Below are 17,699 nucleotides of genomic sequence, written 5' to 3' on the forward strand. Positions count from 1 at the left end.
AGGCAGCGTTGGTTTCCGGCCCGCCCTATTTGGGAACAATGCCGGTTGGTTGTCCAAGGGTATAGCGGCCACTCCAGAGGTGGTCCGCTGCCCGCTTATCATCCCACTCCGGTGTTGGGGCAAAATAGGATTTATCTGGTGGGAAAAGGTGTTTTTTAACTTCTTCCTCGTTTAATTCAATTCCCAATCCGGGAGCAGCCAGCGGGACATTGCCGTAACCTTGTTCCACCAATTTCCGGCCATCTGTCGTTATGACCAGGTTTTGCCACCAGGGATTATCCACTGCCTGGGTGGTCATTTCCAGGGCCAGAAAATTTTGGGTAGCCGCTGCACAATGGACATTGGCCATAAACAATACCGGTGATCCAGAGGCATGCATGGCCATGGATATACCCTTCTCCTCGGCATAATCGCCGATTTTCTTGGTTTCCAGCATTCCTCCTGAAGTCGCAAGGTCTGGATGAATCATGTCCACTGCCTGGGCATTGCAGAGTTTTATAAACTCTTCTTTAAGGTATATATCTTCACCGGTCATGACGGGTGTTTGTAACGTGTCGGTTAAAACCTTCAACTGGTCTGTCATTTCCCAGGAAAGCATATCTTCCAACCATGCCAATCTGAAAGGGTCAAGGGCCTGCCCTACCCTTATACAGGTATTGATGTCATAATTTCCAAATCCATCAGCAGAAAGGGGAATGTCATATCCAATGACGTTGCGTACGTTGTCCACATATTCCGCCAGGGCATCCAAGCCCTTTTCAGTAATCTGAAGTTGGGTGAAAGGTTGTTTGGTTCTGCTATAAGTAGTGATATCATTGGTCTTGGGCTCAGTCCAAAACCTGGAATTGACCAGGGCACCGGGAATATGCTGGATGATATCCAGGCTGGGATAAAATTTTAACCAGGTATAACCCTGTTCTTCCAGGCGGTGTTTTACGTCCGCTTTAAATTTAGGAATGTCCATATTTGCGCCGTCATGGACGGGAAGGTAGGAATACAGCCGCACCTTGTCCCTGTACCTTCCTCCGAGTAATTGCCAGCATGGCACGCCATACGCCTTTCCGGCTAAATCCCAAAGGGCCATTTCCACTCCGCTGACACCGCCTCCCTGACGGCCATGATGGCCAAATTGTTTGATAATTTTGAACAACATCTCCACGTTGCAGGGATTTTCCCCTAAAATCCGGCTTTTAAGGAGAAGCGCATACCGTTCGTCGCCGGAATCCCTGACCTCACCCAATCCATAAATTCCCTGGTTGGTATCAATACGGATAATGGGATGCCGGGAACCTTCGGGACCCAACTGCAGCACACAATACCGCATATCCGTAATTTTCAAATCGGAGGGATTAGAAAAGCGGTTTACTTTGGAGGTCACATGGGAAATCGAATCTTCTGTCCTGGAAAACATGAAATCACCTAACGACATCCCTTTCCAAACCACACCGGTCTCATTCAGGAAGACCCGTAAATCTTCTTCGGAAGCGGGATGCTTAATTCCTTTCTTGATTTCGCTTTTGTCTTCCACTGAATCTATAAAATATGGTTTTAGAAACGTTTACTGGATGATTAAATTACAAATTGAAATTCAATGGTCCAATTGATTGGCTAAAAGAACATTCTCCTTTCCAAAAAGTTTCTCCCTCTTACTCCAAATAGTTGTTTTTGATATTCACTTTGAGACAGCATTTTCCTTTACATATTTTTCCATATTATTGGGTGTTTGGTCCTCCAGGTCACTGATGTAATGGTATCTTTCCGCCCATTCAAGGCCATATTCCTCTCCTAATTTTTTATTGGAAATCTGCCCAAAATTCAGCCGCTTGGCATCAATATCAAAAACAAAATGTTTTACCCAGTTGAAATTGGCGGTATCGTCGTCATTCCCAAGGATGGGCAGGCGTTTTCCCTGGGCTGCCAAATCATCCCTCATTTTTTTTCTATAACCTTGTCCAGCCGGCCCTTTTGTGACATTCAGCATGTTTACCTCCACCTTCTTGTCAATATAATCCGAAATGTCCACTATTCTGTTGACCCTTTGGGTCTCTCTGGAATAGTAATACCTTACCTTGGGGGTATGGGGTTTCAGTTCCACATCGAAATGTTCCGGATAATCCTCCCGCCCACCGGCATGCCACCTTGCCATTTCCACTGCCTTTGCAGTCACCACATGATCATGGTTTTCTTCATAATGTTCCCAAGGATCCCAACACACAATCGTATCCACCTTTAAAAGTCTGAACAGGAAGATCAGCCTGCCTTTTAGGTCCTGGATGCCCATGTTGTCCATTTGATGGTGGCTATAATTCAAATCATAAGCCTTCTCCATGCCATAGGCTTTGGCATTGTCAATGCTCCAATCATTTAATACAAATCTTACAGAATTTTGCAAAAGTCATTCCCCCGGTTGATAAATATCATGAATTTTAAATGTGGTTCATGATATCTTTAATAACAAATTTAGATGATATGGAGACTACGCATTGGCATTTGTTATTAAATCATTTTCCAATTATCGGAACAGTGATAGGAACCCTCATTCTCATTTCGGGCTATTTGTTGAAAAACAACCCTGTTGTAAAACAAACGGCAATGGGGGTATTCATTTTTTCTGCACTTGCCGCAATACCTGCCTATCTCACAGGGGAGGGTGCAGAAGAACTGGTTGAAAAAATACCGGGTGTTACCGAGCAAATTATGGATACGCATGAAGACCAGGCAATAATATTTTTAATTGCGGTTCTCATTTTGGGAGGGTTAGCCCTGATTACCTTGGTTTCAAGTTATTTGAAAAGTAAGGCTGCTGCTGCCCTCTATATGGTAGTCCTTGCCGCATCTGTCGGAATTTGTTTTCTCGCTAAGCAAACCGGCACGACCGGTGGCGAAATTCGTCATACTGAAATCCGTAGTGGCTTTACAGATGATGGTAAGTATGTTATCGAACAAAATCATGACCAGGAAAAAGAGGATGATTAGGTCATCAAAAGGCGACCCGCCCAGGAAAACCGCTTTAGGCTAAATCCCCTTCGAGGGTAATTTTTTGAGGGGCATGTGCCTGTTTTGGATATTTAGTAGCCACACCTGGCTAAACCCCCGAAGGGCTTTGAAAAGGTGTTGTTTTTGACCTTTGCTTTGAAATTTCCCGGCGCTGCAAGGGCACACACATTGGCTGGTTTGGCTTGCGGGGCTCCTTTGGGTAACCAGCCAATGTATGTCTTGGCCTATAGGCTTTTTATTGGAAACAAGCTATTTGCTGCATACCGCTCAATTCCACCCTCCTCCCAGTGCCCTGTAAATATTCACCTTGCCGCTTAGGAGTTTTGTCTTCACCTCAATCAGTTCCAACGTGGCCTCAAGTGCTTCTCTTTGAGTAAGTAAAACCTCTGCATAGTCCGCCCTTGCTGAATTGAACAAGCTATTGGCAATATGAGTGGATTGTCGGAGTATTTCCACTTCCTCCGACTTGGTCTCATAGCTTCTGTGAAAATTATTCATTTTCGTCAACTGATTGAGTACATCCAGATAAGCATTGAGAACCGTTTGTTCATAGTTGAACACCGCTTGTAATTGCAGGGCATTTGCAGCATAATAAGCCGCTTTGAGCGCATTCCTGTTGATCAGCGGGGCCGTTAGATCACCCGCCAGATTGTAGAGCATGGACTCCGGGTTAATCAAAAAAGCGGGATTAAATGCCTGAAAACCTACAGCCGCCGTTATGTCCAAAGAGGGATAGAAGGCGGCTTTAGCCACGCTCACATCCAATTTGGCGGCAGCCAATTCCATTTCCGCCTGGCGTATATCGGGGCGGACTGCCAGAAGTTGGGAAGGCACTCCCGCCTGAACGGAGTCTGTAGCAATGTCCATAAATGTCGCTGACGACCGCGCTATGGGTGCAGGAAACCTTGCCGTCAGAAAGTTGATGCGGTTTTCTGTCTCTGTAATCTTTTGTTTGATTTCATACTGGAGATTCTGTGTGTTGAGCAGCTGGGCTTTAAAGCGGTTTACAGCCAGTTGGGAGACTTTGGCCGCCTCTTTTTGCTGTCTGACCACTTTAAATGCGTTGGACTGGATGATGATGTTCTGTTCAATGTTTTCCAGCAGATTATCCAGCGCCGTGAGTTCATAGTAGGCTTCAGCAATTTCCGCCACCAGATTGGTCACCATAAAGTTCTTCCCTTCCATGCTTGCCAAATACCTCGATACAGCCGCTTTTTGGGCATTACGCAGCTTTTTCCAAATATCCACTTCCCAGCTCGCATAGGCTCCCAATACAAACTCACCCAACGGTTCGGGGAAAGCTTTGTCGTCTTTGATATGCAGCTGCTCGTCAACTGCCCCTTTGCGGGTGTAGCGCCCTTCTTTTTCCAGTCCGGCACCGGCCCCTATACCCATGAAAGGCAGGTACTCCCCTTTTCTTGCCCTGACCTCATTTTTGCTGATCTCTATTTCCTGCAAGATGATGTTCAACTCCTGATTGTTTTTCAGGGCCGTATCGATAAGCGCCACCAAGTTTTCATCAGAGAAATATTCCCGCCAATTCAGATCGGCGACGTTTGTGCTGTTCTTAGAATCGAAATAACTTTCAGGAAGAAGGGCATTCTCCTCTCTTGCTGCTTGCTTGAAGACGGTGCAACTACCCAGCAACAACAACATCAAGGCCATCGGAACAAGGCCATATTTCAATCTATTTTCCATTTCTTTTACTTTTTCGTTGGGCGGCTTTTAGCACCAAGCCCGGTTTTTGAATTTTTTTCAGAAAAGATGTCTTCGACCTGCTTTGGACAAAATCCTCCGTAAGCGGATTTTCATCCTCATCACGGATGAGTTGTCTGCCCTCCGCCATGCTACCAAAAATGTAATAAAGGCCCGGCACGATGATGACCCCGAAAACAGTGCCCATCAACATGCCCCCAAGAGCAGAAGAGCCTATGGTCCTGTTGCCTATGGCCCCTGCACCGGTAGCCCGCACCAAGGGCAGCAGTCCGGCAATAAACGCAAAGGATGTCATCAGTATGGGCCGGAAACGCACTTTTGCCCCTTCAATAGCGGCCGACAGAATTGTGCCACCTTGCTGGTGCTTTTGCGCTGCAAATTCTACAATCAGAACCGCGTTTTTACCCAACAGGCCTATCAGCATGATCAGCCCGATTTGAGCATAAATGTCGTTTGATAAGCCCATCATCTTCAGCAAAAGGAAGGATCCAAACACACCGGCAGGTAAAGACAATACCACAGCCAAGGGAATAATGAAGCTTTCATACTGTGAGGCCAATACCAAATACACAAAACTCAATACCACGATAAAGATGTAGAGCGCTTCATTGCCCCTATTGGCTTCATCATATGACAGACCTTCCCAAGCAACGTCATAGCCGTTGGGCAAGGTTTGCGCCGCTACCTCCTCAATGGCAGCAATGGCCTCCCCTGTGGTGTATCCTTTGGCGGGCACCCCACGGATGGCCGAAGAGGTATATAAGTTAAAGCGCGTAATCTCATTGGGTCCCTGTGTCTTTTTTAGGCTGACAAAAGATGAATAGGGCACCATTTCCCCGGCTTCATTCTTCACAAAAAGTTTTAACATATCGCTGGGCAGCCTCCGGTATTCAGGTGCCGATTGGGTGTAGACTTTAAAAAATGTGTTGAAACGGGTAAAACCCTGCTCGTAAGTACTGCCGATCAGTATGTTCAGGTTTTCCATGGCATCCCCTATCGAAACGCCTTTCTGCATGGCTTTTTCGTTATCGATGTCAATTTCATATTGAGAATAATTGGCCGCATAAAAAGTAAACAGACCCGATAATTCCTTCCGTTCGCCCAGCGCTTCCATAAATTCCATATTCACCTGGTCAAACTCCTGGTAATCTACCGTACTGTTTTTGTCGAGCAAACGCAAAGAAAAACCATCAGATGAACCATAACCGGGAACGGCCGGAGGTTCAAAAAACTCAATTACTGCTCCCAACCCCTGACTCTCCTCCTCCAGCTCTTCAATAATTTCCTTCACAGAATGATGCCTGTGCTCCCAATCTTTCAGGTTGATCAGACAAGTACCGGCATTGGAGCCTCTTCCTTCGGTGAGAATCTCATAACCCGCCAGGGAAGTAACCGATGCTATATCTTCAATTTCTTCGGCTATCACCTGCAAGTGTTGGGATACTTCATTGGTTCTTTCCAAAGTACTCCCCGGAGGGGTTTGAATGATGGCATAAATCTGCCCCTGATCTTCGTTGGGAATGAATCCACTTGGCAGACTTTTATTGGCAGCGAATATGCCGAAGCCAAAAGCCGCCAACATGCCAAAGGTAATCAGCCTGCGGTTTACAATAAGCGTCAACAAACCCACATACCGGTTGGTGAGCTTTTCAAAATTCCGGTTAAACCCATCAAGGAACCGGTCAACCGGTGATCTCCTCCTTCCTTTGCCATGGTTTTTTTTCAGAATCATGGCACACAATACGGGAGTGAGGGTAAGCGCGATAATTCCTGAAAGGATAATGGAGCTTGCCATGGTAATGGAAAACTGACGGTAAAACACACCCACCGGGCCGGTCATAAACGCAATAGGCACAAACACAGCCGTCATAATCAGGGTGATGGCTATGACCGCACCGCTGATTTCCCCTAACACCTTTTTCACCGCATTGAATGGCGAAAGGTGTTCTTCTTCCATCTTGGCATGAACCGCCTCCACCACCACAATGGCGTCATCTACCACGATACCGATGGCCAACACCAAGGCAAAAAGGGTAATCAGGTTGATGGTCAGCCCAAAAAGCTGCATGAACACAAAAGCACCAATGAGCGACACCGGCACGGCAATGATGGGAATAAGGGTAGATCGCCAATCACCAAGAAATAGGAAAACCACCAAAGCCACCAAAATAAAAGCTTCCACCAAAGTGTGCATCACCTGGTCGATGGAAGCATTCACAAATTTGGATACATCATAATTGATTTCATATTCCATCCCCGGAGGAAAATCTTTTTCGAGCTCCTCCAGCTTTTTCTTGGTTTCGGTGATTACGGCACTTGCATTGGTACCAAAATTTTGTTTCAACACAATGGAAGCGGATGGATAACCGTCTTTATTGGAATAAATATCAAAAAACTCGCTGCCCAGTTCTACTTCAGCAATGTCTTTTAACTTAAGCAGTTCACCCTCGGCATTGGCTTTGATGATGATGTTTTCATATTCTTCCGGTTTGTTAAACCGCCCCTTATAGGTTAAGGTAAACTCCAAGGATTGAGCGGCTTTGCCGGAAGCCTGTCCCAGCCTGCCGGGCCGGCCGATCAGGCTTTGTTCTGCCATTGCTTCCAGCACCTCTTCAGCGGCAATTTTGTAAGCCTGCATACGGTCGGGTTTCAGCCAGATACGCATGGCATAGGTCCGGCTGCCTAGTATTTGCGCCCGGCCCATCCCGCTGATCCGCTGCAATTCAGGGATTACGTTTACGTTGGCATAGTTGAAAAGGAATTTTTCATCCGCATTTTCATCTGTGCTAAACAGGTTCACATACATCAGCATACTGGGTTGGATCGGCGTTATGATGATACCCTCCCTTTGGACCAGCGGAGGCAAATTGTTCATAATGGCATCCACCCGTGTTTTTACGTTCACCACTGCTGCATTGGGGTCTGTTCCGGGTTCAAAAATGATCTGTACAGTGGCCTCTCCGGCACTTGTGGCATCGGAAGTGATGTACTGCATGCCCTGTACGCCATTAATGGCTCTCTCCAGAGGAATCAGGGTGGATTCTACCAGTACCTGGGCACTTGCCCCGGGGTAGGCGATAAAAATGTTGACCCTTGGCGGGGCAACATCAGGAAACTGTGAAACCGGTCTTGTATTAATGGCCAACAAGCCCAGGAATACAATGGCTAATGATAGGGAAATAGCAAGAACCGGTCTTTTTATGAATTTACTAAACATGATCGTATCGATTTTGAGTGCTTACTATTCGGCATGTAGCTGGTTTAATTCTTTTATTATTTCAGCCTGCTCCTTAAAAAAGTGCATTTTGACTTGCTGTCCGTTTTTCACTTTTCTCAGGCCCTCTACCAATAGGGTATCCTGTTGGGAAAGCCCTTGGATTACTTCATATACATGAGGCAGTTCATTGCCGATTTGAATCTGCTGAGCCTGTACCCTATGGTTTTTAAGTTGGTACACATACTTTTTATCCAGAATTTCGAAGGTGGCTTTTTGCGGGATGAGCATCGCTTTTCCCAGATCCAAAGGCATATATATTTTGCCCGTTTGACCATGTCTAAGCAGGGCATCGGGGTTTTGAAAAGTAGCCCGGAAGGCGATGTTCCCTGTTTCGTTGTTGAAGTCTGCTTCGATGGTTTCCACAACGCCGGGTAAATCGAAAAACTTTCCATTGGCCATTTTAAGCTTTACCTGCTGATTGGCGTTTTTTATATCGTTTTCTGTAACAAAATCCAGGTATTCGGCTTCCGGTACATTATAGTAAACCCACATTTTGCTGTTGTCCGAAAGGGTCGTGAGTAACTCCCCTTCCTCCATTAAGCTTCCCGGACGAACTTCGTTAAAACGACCGACGATGCCGTCAAACGGTGCCCGGATTTCAGTGAACTGCAAATGGGCCTCTGCCAACAACATCTCTGCTCTTGCTTTTTCGTAAGTCGCTTTTGCCAGGGCCAGTTCGTTTTGGGAAACGATATTGCTGTCGGCCAGACTTTTCGTATTTTGATATTCGATCTCAGCAAAGTTCGTTTCGGCCTCTGCTTTTTGCATTTCTGCCTGATAAATCACGGGCATAATCTGAAACAACAGTTGTCCTTTTTTTACACTTTGGCCTTCATCCACATAGATATCCTGGAGATAGCCTTTTTCGAGAGCCCTAAGCTCTATATGCTGAATGGAGCGGACCTGACCTATATATTCTTTATAAATAGTGGTGTCTTTGATTTCGGGAAGCGTCACGATAAAATTAGCCTCCCCATGGGTCTCATGATGCTCGTTTTTACAGCCTGACATCACCAATATGGCCAAGCTGATGAGCAGTAAGATATTTCTCATCTGATTATATGATTTTATAAACTTTTAAAAAGAGAAACTATTCCCATTAAAGAGAATAATCCATGGTGCCGACAGCCTGTCGCTTGCTTGTCAGCGGTCAAAAATCAAATCAAATGGGTTTTCCAGGAATGGTAAAGAACAAAGAGCGGTACCTTTGTGGCGAGAATTAAGGATAAACTTGTCGGAGAAATTGTATTTCTCCCGGGAATCAAATGACTTGGAATATAAGACTTATAAACGGTTACATGGTCATCATCTACTTCATCTTTTTTGTCTTCTGTGTCTTCCTGGTCATCATTATCTTCAGAATCTTCAGAAACCGGCGTAGATTGATGTTTGTCATGGGCAAAGCCGCCGCCATCCAGGAAAGCGAAATCCGTGCTTTCAACACGGAATCCTTCTCCCGGATCATTGGCATAGCTATAAAAAGGAATGAGCCCACAGCCGAAAACCATCCAGGCAACAAGCAACAGGAAGCTGGTTGTTTTTACCCACAAGGAATGATGAGGATATTCAGGTTTAATATTTTTATTCCTAAATTTCATCGGAAGACTGCAAAAGTAAAACTATCTGGGGAAAAAACACTTTGACATAGCCCTTTTTATCTCCGCCTGTTGAATTGGAAAATTTCACCTTATCGCAAAATTTGGGGCTTTGGAAAATGAGTGCGGCTGTTGAGGGTTGGTATCATTCTTAAAGTTTTATGGATTTTTGGGAAAACGTGAAATAAACGGATTGGCAGATACACAGAGTTAATAATTCCTTGCTGGAGCAATCAATTCTCCGCTACGTATTTTCTCTCCAAATTATTATCTTCTGAAAAAGTATTCAACTATTTTTAGGAATATTTTCGAGAAAATGCAGGACTTAAATTTTCAAAATAATATCCTGAATATTTTAATAGTATTCGGCGGATTGCAAGGCCTTATTTTATCCACGGTGGTTTTCTTCTATCCTGACAGGGACAAGGCTTCCAATAACCTACTGGCCATATTTATTTTTACTGCTGTCATTTTATTGCTTGCCCCTATTCTCCAAATCCAATTAGGCTGGAAACATGTGTGGATTTTTCATTGTACAAAGTTTATAACTATTTCTGCCCTTTATCTATACATCAAAAGTTTATCTGAAAAAGTCAGCCTCAAAAGAACCCTGAAGCATTTCTCTTTTGCCGCCGCCTATATCCCCATCGCGCTTCATTATGTCAGTTATATTCAGAACAAATACCAAGTGACCTATGAGTATGCAGGCGGTCAGGATATTTACGACCAAATCCTTTCCATTACCAATCTCCTCTATATTGGGTTTTATATTTTTCTATATATCAAGGCCTATAAACTACATCAGGAAAGGGTACTGCAAAACTTTTCTTCTGAACAGAAATTGGGGTTGAACTGGATCAAACAATTGATTTTTGGCTTTGTCGGAATCATCATTGTCTCCTACACCCTGTATGCATTTGTTTTGGCCAACCCGGAATTCTCTACCAAAGGTTGCCTGATCAATGTGGCTGCCATTACCGTATTTTTATATTTTGTTACCATCAAAGGGAAAATCTCTCCTGAAATTTACAAGCTCAGAAAAATTGTCGGAGAAACCGCAGAAGCTGATGGTAATTCAGGGAAAGAGAGAATCCCAAGCCGATCTAAAAAAGGTTTAAAAACAAATAACCCCCAGTTGTTGACCATTGCTGAAAAAATTACCGAAGCCCTAAGGGATGAAGAGTTTTTCAGAAATGAGAATGTCTCTATACGTGAATTGGCTGAACAGATCGGGGAACAACCCTATCTTGTTTCTCAAGCGATCAATGCTGTGGTGGGAAAAACATTTTTTGAGTTGATCAATGAAGAAAGAATCAACCTGGCCAAAAGACTTCTGGTTAGTGACAAATATAACCATCTTTCTTTGGTCGGAATTGGCTTTGAAGCAGGATTCAATTCCAAAACCACTTTCAATACCACCTTCAAAAAAATCACAGGAATGACCCCGAGTGAATTCAGAAGAACTGAATCAGTAATGGAAGTTTGATTTTTCCCAGAAAGAGGAATTGGATCATTTCCATTAAGTTTTTTTGGGAATAAACAGGTTCGAACTTCCAAGTTCGAACACTCATGGGGCTTTTTAAGGGGAATTTTGCCAAAAAAAGACGAACATGAAAAAAACAATTCTTACCACAGCTCTTGCGGTTTGTGTCATTTTCAAACCTTTTGCCAATCCCAATGACAATGAGGTAAAACCGGAATCAGTGCAAAAAACAATATTGTTAAGAGATTCCAGGCTGCGGTCTACTTGGCCCGATCATCCCGATATTCCTTACAGATTATCCTGGAAAACAGACCTTGTTACCACCGCGGTGGGAACGGGATTATTTCTTTACGCCAATTCTTTGGACAATTCCCGCACTCCTTTGATGCCTGAACAAGCCAATGAGTTTACCCATAAGGATGTCAATTGGTTTGACAGAAGCGCCACTTACAAATACAACCCCAAATTAAGGGATGTGTCGGATCAGTTGGGTGCTTTTGCATTGGTAGTTCCTCTGACGCTATTGGCTGACGGGGGAGTCAGACGGGATATTGTCACGGTGGGTACCCTGTTTCTCCAAACCAGGTTATTTGCCTATGGAACTGCCAACATCAGCAAAAGAAGCATTAACAGGTATAGGCCATACATATACAATCCTGGCGTAAGCTATGAAGATAAAATTGCCAAAGATCCCGGAAAGTCCTTCTTTGCGCAACAGACTACCTCAGTTTTCTCTACAGCGATATTTGTAGCAACTGTTTTCAGCGATTATCACCCTGATTCTAAATTCAAACCTTGGATTTGGGCAGGCACTTTGGCTGCTGCCACTGCGATAAGCTATGTACGCTACGAAACCGGCATCCATTACACTTCGGATATTTTGGTGGGCGCGTTGGTAGGCTCCGCAATAGGGTACGGCATTCCAAAAATCCATAAAAGCAAGAAAAAGAACCTTAGCCTGAATCCCATCATTCAAGGGGACATTTATGCCCTTTCAGCCGTATGGAAACTATAACTTCAAAGGTTTTGCCGATACACTTCATTGGGAAATAAGTAAAATTGAAAGCCAATAACCCATTGAAAAAGCCCGGGCCAAAAAACCGGGCTTTTTTCATCAGGGATTGATCCAAAATCAATCCTTGCTTTTGCTTTATTCCAACATCCCGGCTTCCCTGACCAACCAGGTTTTCATCACGTCTCTTGTGCTTTCCGAAAATTTCAAATCACCCCAGCTTCCCTTGTAGCAAAGCGGTGAAGTCTGAAAGCTGTGGTTTTCATTCTCCGCGATATGTACGCTGAAATTTTCCGGTAAACCATCGGGGTACAGCATCTGAAGGTGGTCCATGCTCCATCCGGGATTGACCAATCGGTCGTTTTCGGCAAATAACAGCAGCACAGGTTGATGGATGTTCCCGAGATAAGGTTTGGGGTCAAACTTACGAATAACCTTCAATTGTTTCCAGTTGTCCTGTAAGGGCAAAAGGGATACAATAGCCAGATCGCGGCTGACCCTTCTCTTTGCTTTTTTGAAAGCCTTTTCCGGCGCCATTTCTTTGTTGCAGAGGTAACTGCTTTGATAGTCATTGATCAACTGCTTTTTCACGTCAAAAGTGGGGCCTGCCATGCTGACCCCACCGGCAAATACTTCCGGATATTCGGCCAAACAGATCTGTACAATCCAACCTCCCTGACTGTGGCCGACTACATAAATCCGATCAGCATCAATGGCCGGATGATCTTTGATATGCATAGCGGCGTTTTTGGCATCCAGAGCACGCTGCATAAAATCTGTGTTTTGCCATTTTCCCCCTGACTCCCCTACCCCGCGCTTGTCAAAAAACAGAAAAGCCACCGGATCATTTTCAAAGGGGGATTTAAGAAAAAATTCCAGGAAACTTTTATAGTCCGATACATAGGAACTGCTCCCTCCCGAACCTACAAGAAATAAAATGACAGGAACCTTGCCGGGGGTGTTTTTGGGAAGCAACAACCTGCCTTTCAGTGTATGGCCTTCCCCTTCAAACGCCACCGAAACAGTGTCCATGTCTGCCGCCGGCAAGACGGAAAGTTTCAGGAATAACATGCTAAACAATATGACAATCTTTCTTTTCATTTTCTATTTCAAAGTTATGGTGCCTGCAATTACCCCATGTGCTGACCGGGAAACCTGAACTTCTTTATGGCCTAAGGATGCCATCTTTTTCCAAAAATTAAAAATAACCAATGTGGCACAAAAATCAGCATGATGACGAAAAGTATTGTCACCAATCTGTTTTCAGGAAAACAAACCATCCATATTCTCATACCAATGGGGTGAAACATTCAGTAGCACCGGGTAAAACCCGATGCCCCGGAGAGTCAATACAAGCCCAAATATCTTGGGTGGATTGGACCACCGATACGGTCTCATCGCATACAAGCGAAACCATAACCGCATTGTGGTTGCTATGCCTTATTTTTCCTTTTGCATGATCATTTGATCTAATTTTTCATGAAGTAGTTTAAGTTCCTTTTCTACTTCCTCATTATTATCGCTAACCATGGCATCTACAAAAATCGAATTGACCAAAGAAAGCCCAAAAATTCCTCCTATAAATAGAATAATTACAAAATATAAGCGGGTAAAAAATCCTACAGTATCACCAGCATTATCCGAGATGCTGTCAGGTATTTCATACCAACCCTCTACCGTAAATATCTTAAAAGTTGAATAAAAGGAAATCAAAGGATTAGAGAAGAATTCAGGACTTAAATGTCTGAACAAATAGGTCGACAATAAAGATGCAGTAAAATTAAATATGAAAAATGTAAAAAGTATAAGCAGAGATGCCTTACTTGCCCTATAAACACCCTTTATTATATGGTCTATTCTCGGGATAAACTTGATAAATCGGAAAAACTTAAATACCCGGATAATTCTGAATAACAACAGAAATTCAAGCCCGATCATTTGGCTTCCCCAGAGAAACATCAATAGAGACGGCACAGCTAATATAATTAACGCAAAATCAAATACATTCCAATTGGAACGGAGAAAACCTTTGAATGAATATTCCTTAACTTTTATCACTAACTCAATTAAAAACAAAACAGTAATAAAGTGATCCGCAATATCCAAATTTTGCCTTACCGTCTCATTCAAGGAAAAACCACCTATAAAAATAATGATGGCATTCACTAAAATAATGAACAATACAAACCTGTCATTAAGAAATAATTTTCGCATAATCCTTTATTTCCCAATTGCTTTTAAAACCCTTTCTTCCTGAATCAATACGTCCCTCATGAAAAGATTATGGGGAAACTTTTTCAGCTTTGACTGCTTAAACCCATCGAAAACCTTAATAAGCGTTGAGGCGGTAATCAAAGATAAATTAAGGTCGTATTCCAGACCGCAGTCCTTAATGAAATCATCCGAAAAATCAGGTGCTACTAATATGGATTTGACTACTTTATAATCCTGCGATTCAATCCTTTTCGCATAAGATTTAAGTTGTCGGCTCACAGAACTGAATTTATTGTACCCATTTTCTTTAACCGTTTTACACTCAACGATAATGACTTCATTATTGCCTATTGTTAGAAGTATATCCACCTTATCCTTGGCAGTGTTTAGCGCATTTCGAAGAGGCTCATCCACGGTGAATCCAAGAGATTCAAAAATCTTTTTAGTCAATACCTCGAATTTAATGCCCAGATCTACTTCTCTAACATCGATATTATTATTTTTTAAAGCCGCGATATTTCTAAAACCAATATGTTCATAATTTTCTAAGTATAGATTTTCAGCATCTCTGTAACTATCTAAAATATTAAAAATAACATCTCCCCTCGTTTTTATCTCTTTATCTTTACAGAAGATTTCCAACAAATCTTCTGGTACTATCTCTAAGACATCTTTTGGCTTAATATTATAATCCAGTAAAAAGCTACTTTTCAAAACGTCCTCTTCTTGAAATTGATAGGTGCTTTTCACTAGATTTTTAAAAGAAGGGATAGCTGAATTCATTTCTTTTAAAAGCTTGTCATATCCGTCAAGAGATATCCCCACTTTTTCATCCTTTTCAGTCTGTTCAAAATAAGCTATCAGGTTGGTTATTTTTTCCTCTAATACTATCCCCTTAATTGGGTTGGTTATTTTTAAATTCTTTTCTATGAGTTCATTGATGAATTTTTTCTTTTCCGTCAAAGAAGTACCGTCCCTATAGATATCTTCTTTGAGAACCCCCGAAAAGGAAATCCCTTCATCTATTATGCGCTGGATCTTTTGCTCAATATCTAACTTTCTATCAATTCCATGTTTTTTACATATCAGGTTTATTTGAGGCTCCTTCAAATTTCTTAAAACCCGCCTGAAGAATTTATCGGACACCTCCTTACCACGTATTTTCCTCAGAATTCTTGAGATTTCGTCTGCCACGTAAATGGTGTTCGTCTTTTTTGAATAAAATATTGCCCCAGTTGATTTAAGATCATTAATAATAGTTTCGATTTCCAGTTTTTGCACTGGGACGATCAAATAATTTATCATTTTTATTTCCTCCTGGGAAAGTTCAAGTTGGTTGGCTAATGTGTTTAAAATGCTTTGTTCGTCCGTTGTAACCTTATTATCCTGATTATTAAGCTCATCATTGTGGTAAGCGGTTCGCAAACAGGCTAAATATATAAGATAATCCCTCCTCCTGCCTGTATCAAAATCAGACTTTTCATCATATAGACCGGCTTTAAATACTTTTAAATGTTTCTCTAATTCCTTCAATTCCTTCTCATAAAGCCTGGCAAACCAATCCTGCTTCATAATACTATTTCCCTCTCGGGAAATAATATCAACCAAAATATCCAGTTGAGAAGTAGTATGGTTGAATTCTCTTCTGATATAGGAAGTAAATTCGGCTTCAATAAGCGAAAATACCCTTGCTATATTGAGATTATCAATTGACTTAAGGTCTTTATTGTTTTCTGATAATATTTGATCTACCTCCCTGGCGTTATTAGGCTTCTCATTTACGATCCCATCAATGATTTTCAAAAAAGGATTTTTTTCAAATGAATTAAGGTTTTCAAGAATCTTTTCAAGTTTCATGGCGAGAAAATGTCTAAAATTTATACTTATTATAAGTAAAAGCTGTTGATCCGGAATCTCAATAATTATAAATAGAAGAATTTAAAAGCAGGTTAAAAATTTCTTTACCACAACCAATTTAAACCCTTGCATTACTTTAAATTAAAGCATATTGATGGCAACAAAATACTAATAAAAACTAAAAATACCAACATTTCTTATCAAATAGGTTTTAAACAAAAAAGATAAGTCCATTGGTTTCCCATTTACGTTAATTTCATATATGGCAAACAAAATGAGTTGAATGCTGCCAGAAAAACGTCCTGCGGGCATTTTTAAGTGGGGGGGACAAGGCTCCCCCCAGCATATAAACAAGAAGACTGTCGTGGCGGTTTCTCCTATCCATGACGGATTTATTTCATATGATTATAATTTTTCTCAATAGGCCATATGGAATCTCGCATGTCTTATAATCATCCCTCTGTGTGTCGCTTGCGTCATGCTCGATTTCATCCCTTCACATCCATTAGGTTAATCCCCGGATTTGGCCCATCATTTTTCGGAAAACTTGAAATTATTGATAAAATCCAAAGCGCTTTGCAGCGTGCGGTCATATCCTTTTTCCATTTCCCCGGTTTCGTTTTTCACCCAGATATCAGGTGCTATGCCGATACCTTCATAGCTTTTTCCATCGTACATTTCCACTTTCTGGATAGAATAAGAATAAAACCAGCCGTTTGCGAGTTCCCTGGAAATCTTGGTGCCAAATGTGCCGTTGGTGGTATCTCCCATAATCACACTGTTGGACAGGGTTTTGGCGGCCATGACCATCCGTTCTGCCGCACTGACCGTATACCGGTCGGTAAGTACCACCAAAGGTTTGTTGATAAATGTCCCGGAGTTTTTAAGGTACCAGCGGTGCCATGGGGTATAGTCATGAGGGCCTTTCCCATTTTTGGTTTTACTTCGCAAAAAATATTTATCCTCTTCAGCAAATTTTTCCAAAAAGGAAAAGCTAAAAGAAACATCACCCCCGTTATTGTGCCTCAGATCTACGATATACCCGCGGACATTTGGATAGGCTTTTAACATTTCTTCGAGTTTTACCGACGCTGCCCGGAAAACATCAAAGTGGATATAGGCTACCTCGCTTGATTTTATTTTCCCGTACATATAGTGATTCCCGGACGATCTATACCCTGGTTCCAGATATTGGGACCGGATAAGTGAGGGATCAAAAAGAAAATCATCAATCCTCTCCCTAAAGTATTTATTGGCGCTGAATACCCCATGATGGGATGCCAACACCGCCGCGTGCCCGTCTTCAATAGGGGCAATCATTTGGCTGAGGATAGCGAATAGTTCCGAATCGGAAGTTGAACGGGTGACCATAGGCCTGTATAAGGTATAGATTTCATCCCAATCCACCATTCTCTCCTCAAAGAGTGCATAATCTTCCTTGAATGATTGCCAGAAATTTTCAAAGACAGACACCGGATCATGGCTGGGCTCAGGGCTAAACATCATCTCACATGCACTGATTGAACAGAGCATACAGACGTATATAAT

The 17,699-nt window shown here is 42.6% G+C and carries 13 protein-coding genes; 3 read left to right on the forward strand and 10 right to left on the reverse strand.

Translation table 11 applies throughout. From position 1 onward, the window contains the following. Positions 1-25 precede the first annotated feature (25 nt). Both ACFPFU_RS03615 and ACFPFU_RS03620 read right to left on the reverse strand, forming a co-directional pair. Positions 26-1,528, reverse strand: a complete 1,503-nt coding sequence (locus ACFPFU_RS03615) for a mandelate racemase/muconate lactonizing enzyme family protein (protein WP_377061605.1) — start codon at positions 1,526-1,528, stop codon at positions 26-28. A 144-nt stretch (positions 1,529-1,672) separates the two neighbouring features. Continuing rightward, complete coding sequence (locus tag ACFPFU_RS03620; RefSeq protein ID WP_377061607.1) at positions 1,673-2,392, reverse strand: PIG-L deacetylase family protein; 720 nt, start codon at positions 2,390-2,392, stop codon at positions 1,673-1,675. 77 nt (positions 2,393-2,469) lie between these two features. Between ACFPFU_RS03620 and ACFPFU_RS03625 the strand changes: the two genes are divergently transcribed. Then, complete coding sequence (locus tag ACFPFU_RS03625; protein ID WP_377061609.1) at positions 2,470-2,976, forward strand: DUF2231 domain-containing protein; 507 nt, start codon at positions 2,470-2,472, stop codon at positions 2,974-2,976. 288 nt (positions 2,977-3,264) lie between these two features. Here the strand turns inward: ACFPFU_RS03625 and ACFPFU_RS03630 are convergent, their stop codons facing one another. The 4 genes from ACFPFU_RS03630 to ACFPFU_RS03645 form a co-directional block, all read right to left on the reverse strand. After that, the gene (locus ACFPFU_RS03630) at positions 3,265-4,695 is read right to left on the reverse strand and encodes a TolC family protein (RefSeq protein ID WP_377061611.1); all 1,431 of its coding nucleotides are present in this window, start codon (positions 4,693-4,695) and stop codon (positions 3,265-3,267) included. Next, the gene (locus ACFPFU_RS03635) at positions 4,685-7,930 is read right to left on the reverse strand and encodes an efflux RND transporter permease subunit (RefSeq protein ID WP_377061613.1); all 3,246 of its coding nucleotides are present in this window, start codon (positions 7,928-7,930) and stop codon (positions 4,685-4,687) included. Before ACFPFU_RS03635 ends, ACFPFU_RS03630 begins: the two co-directional genes overlap by 11 nt. 24 nt (positions 7,931-7,954) lie before the next feature. Beyond that, positions 7,955-9,043, reverse strand: coding sequence for an efflux RND transporter periplasmic adaptor subunit (locus ACFPFU_RS03640; RefSeq protein ID WP_377061615.1), 1,089 nt, complete (start codon positions 9,041-9,043; stop codon positions 7,955-7,957). 104 nt (positions 9,044-9,147) lie between these two features. Further along, positions 9,148-9,588 carry a hypothetical protein gene (locus ACFPFU_RS03645; RefSeq protein WP_377061617.1) on the reverse strand — a complete coding sequence of 147 codons (441 nt, stop codon included), beginning with the start codon at positions 9,586-9,588 and terminating at the stop codon, positions 9,148-9,150. Between the two features lie 313 nt (positions 9,589-9,901). On the opposite strand from ACFPFU_RS03645, the gene ACFPFU_RS03650 reads away from it, so the two are divergent. Both ACFPFU_RS03650 and ACFPFU_RS03655 read left to right on the forward strand, forming a co-directional pair. Next, on the forward strand, positions 9,902-11,071 hold the full coding sequence (locus tag ACFPFU_RS03650; RefSeq protein WP_377061619.1) for a helix-turn-helix domain-containing protein: 1,170 nt from the start codon (positions 9,902-9,904) through the stop codon (positions 11,069-11,071). Positions 11,072-11,195: 124 nt separating this feature from the next. Next, the gene (locus ACFPFU_RS03655; RefSeq protein ID WP_377061621.1) at positions 11,196-12,083 is read left to right on the forward strand and encodes a phosphatase PAP2 family protein; all 888 of its coding nucleotides are present in this window, start codon (positions 11,196-11,198) and stop codon (positions 12,081-12,083) included. A 135-nt stretch (positions 12,084-12,218) separates the two neighbouring features. Here ACFPFU_RS03655 and ACFPFU_RS03660 read toward each other — a convergent pair whose 3' ends face one another. The 4 genes from ACFPFU_RS03660 to ACFPFU_RS03675 all read right to left on the reverse strand — a co-directional run bounded on the left by ACFPFU_RS03660 (position 12,219) and on the right by ACFPFU_RS03675 (position 17,684). After that, a complete protein-coding gene (locus ACFPFU_RS03660; RefSeq protein ID WP_377061622.1) occupies positions 12,219-13,181 on the reverse strand; it encodes an alpha/beta hydrolase family protein in 963 nt (320 codons plus the stop codon). 339 nt (positions 13,182-13,520) lie between these two features. Beyond that, positions 13,521-14,294 (reverse strand): ion transporter, encoded by a 774-nt coding sequence (locus ACFPFU_RS03665; protein WP_377061624.1) that lies wholly within the window; start codon positions 14,292-14,294, stop codon positions 13,521-13,523. Positions 14,295-14,300: 6 nt separating this feature from the next. Further along, the gene (locus ACFPFU_RS03670; protein ID WP_377061626.1) at positions 14,301-16,151 is read right to left on the reverse strand and encodes a PDDEXK family nuclease; all 1,851 of its coding nucleotides are present in this window, start codon (positions 16,149-16,151) and stop codon (positions 14,301-14,303) included. Positions 16,152-16,682: 531 nt separating this feature from the next. Then, entirely contained in the window at positions 16,683-17,684 is a 1,002-nt protein-coding gene (locus ACFPFU_RS03675) for a S41 family peptidase (protein ID WP_377061628.1), read from the reverse strand. Between the last annotated feature and the right edge of the window lie 15 nt (positions 17,685-17,699).

This window comes from Negadavirga shengliensis (genome assembly GCF_042652345.1).
Lineage (GTDB): Bacteria > Bacteroidota > Bacteroidia > Cytophagales > Cyclobacteriaceae > Negadavirga > Negadavirga shengliensis.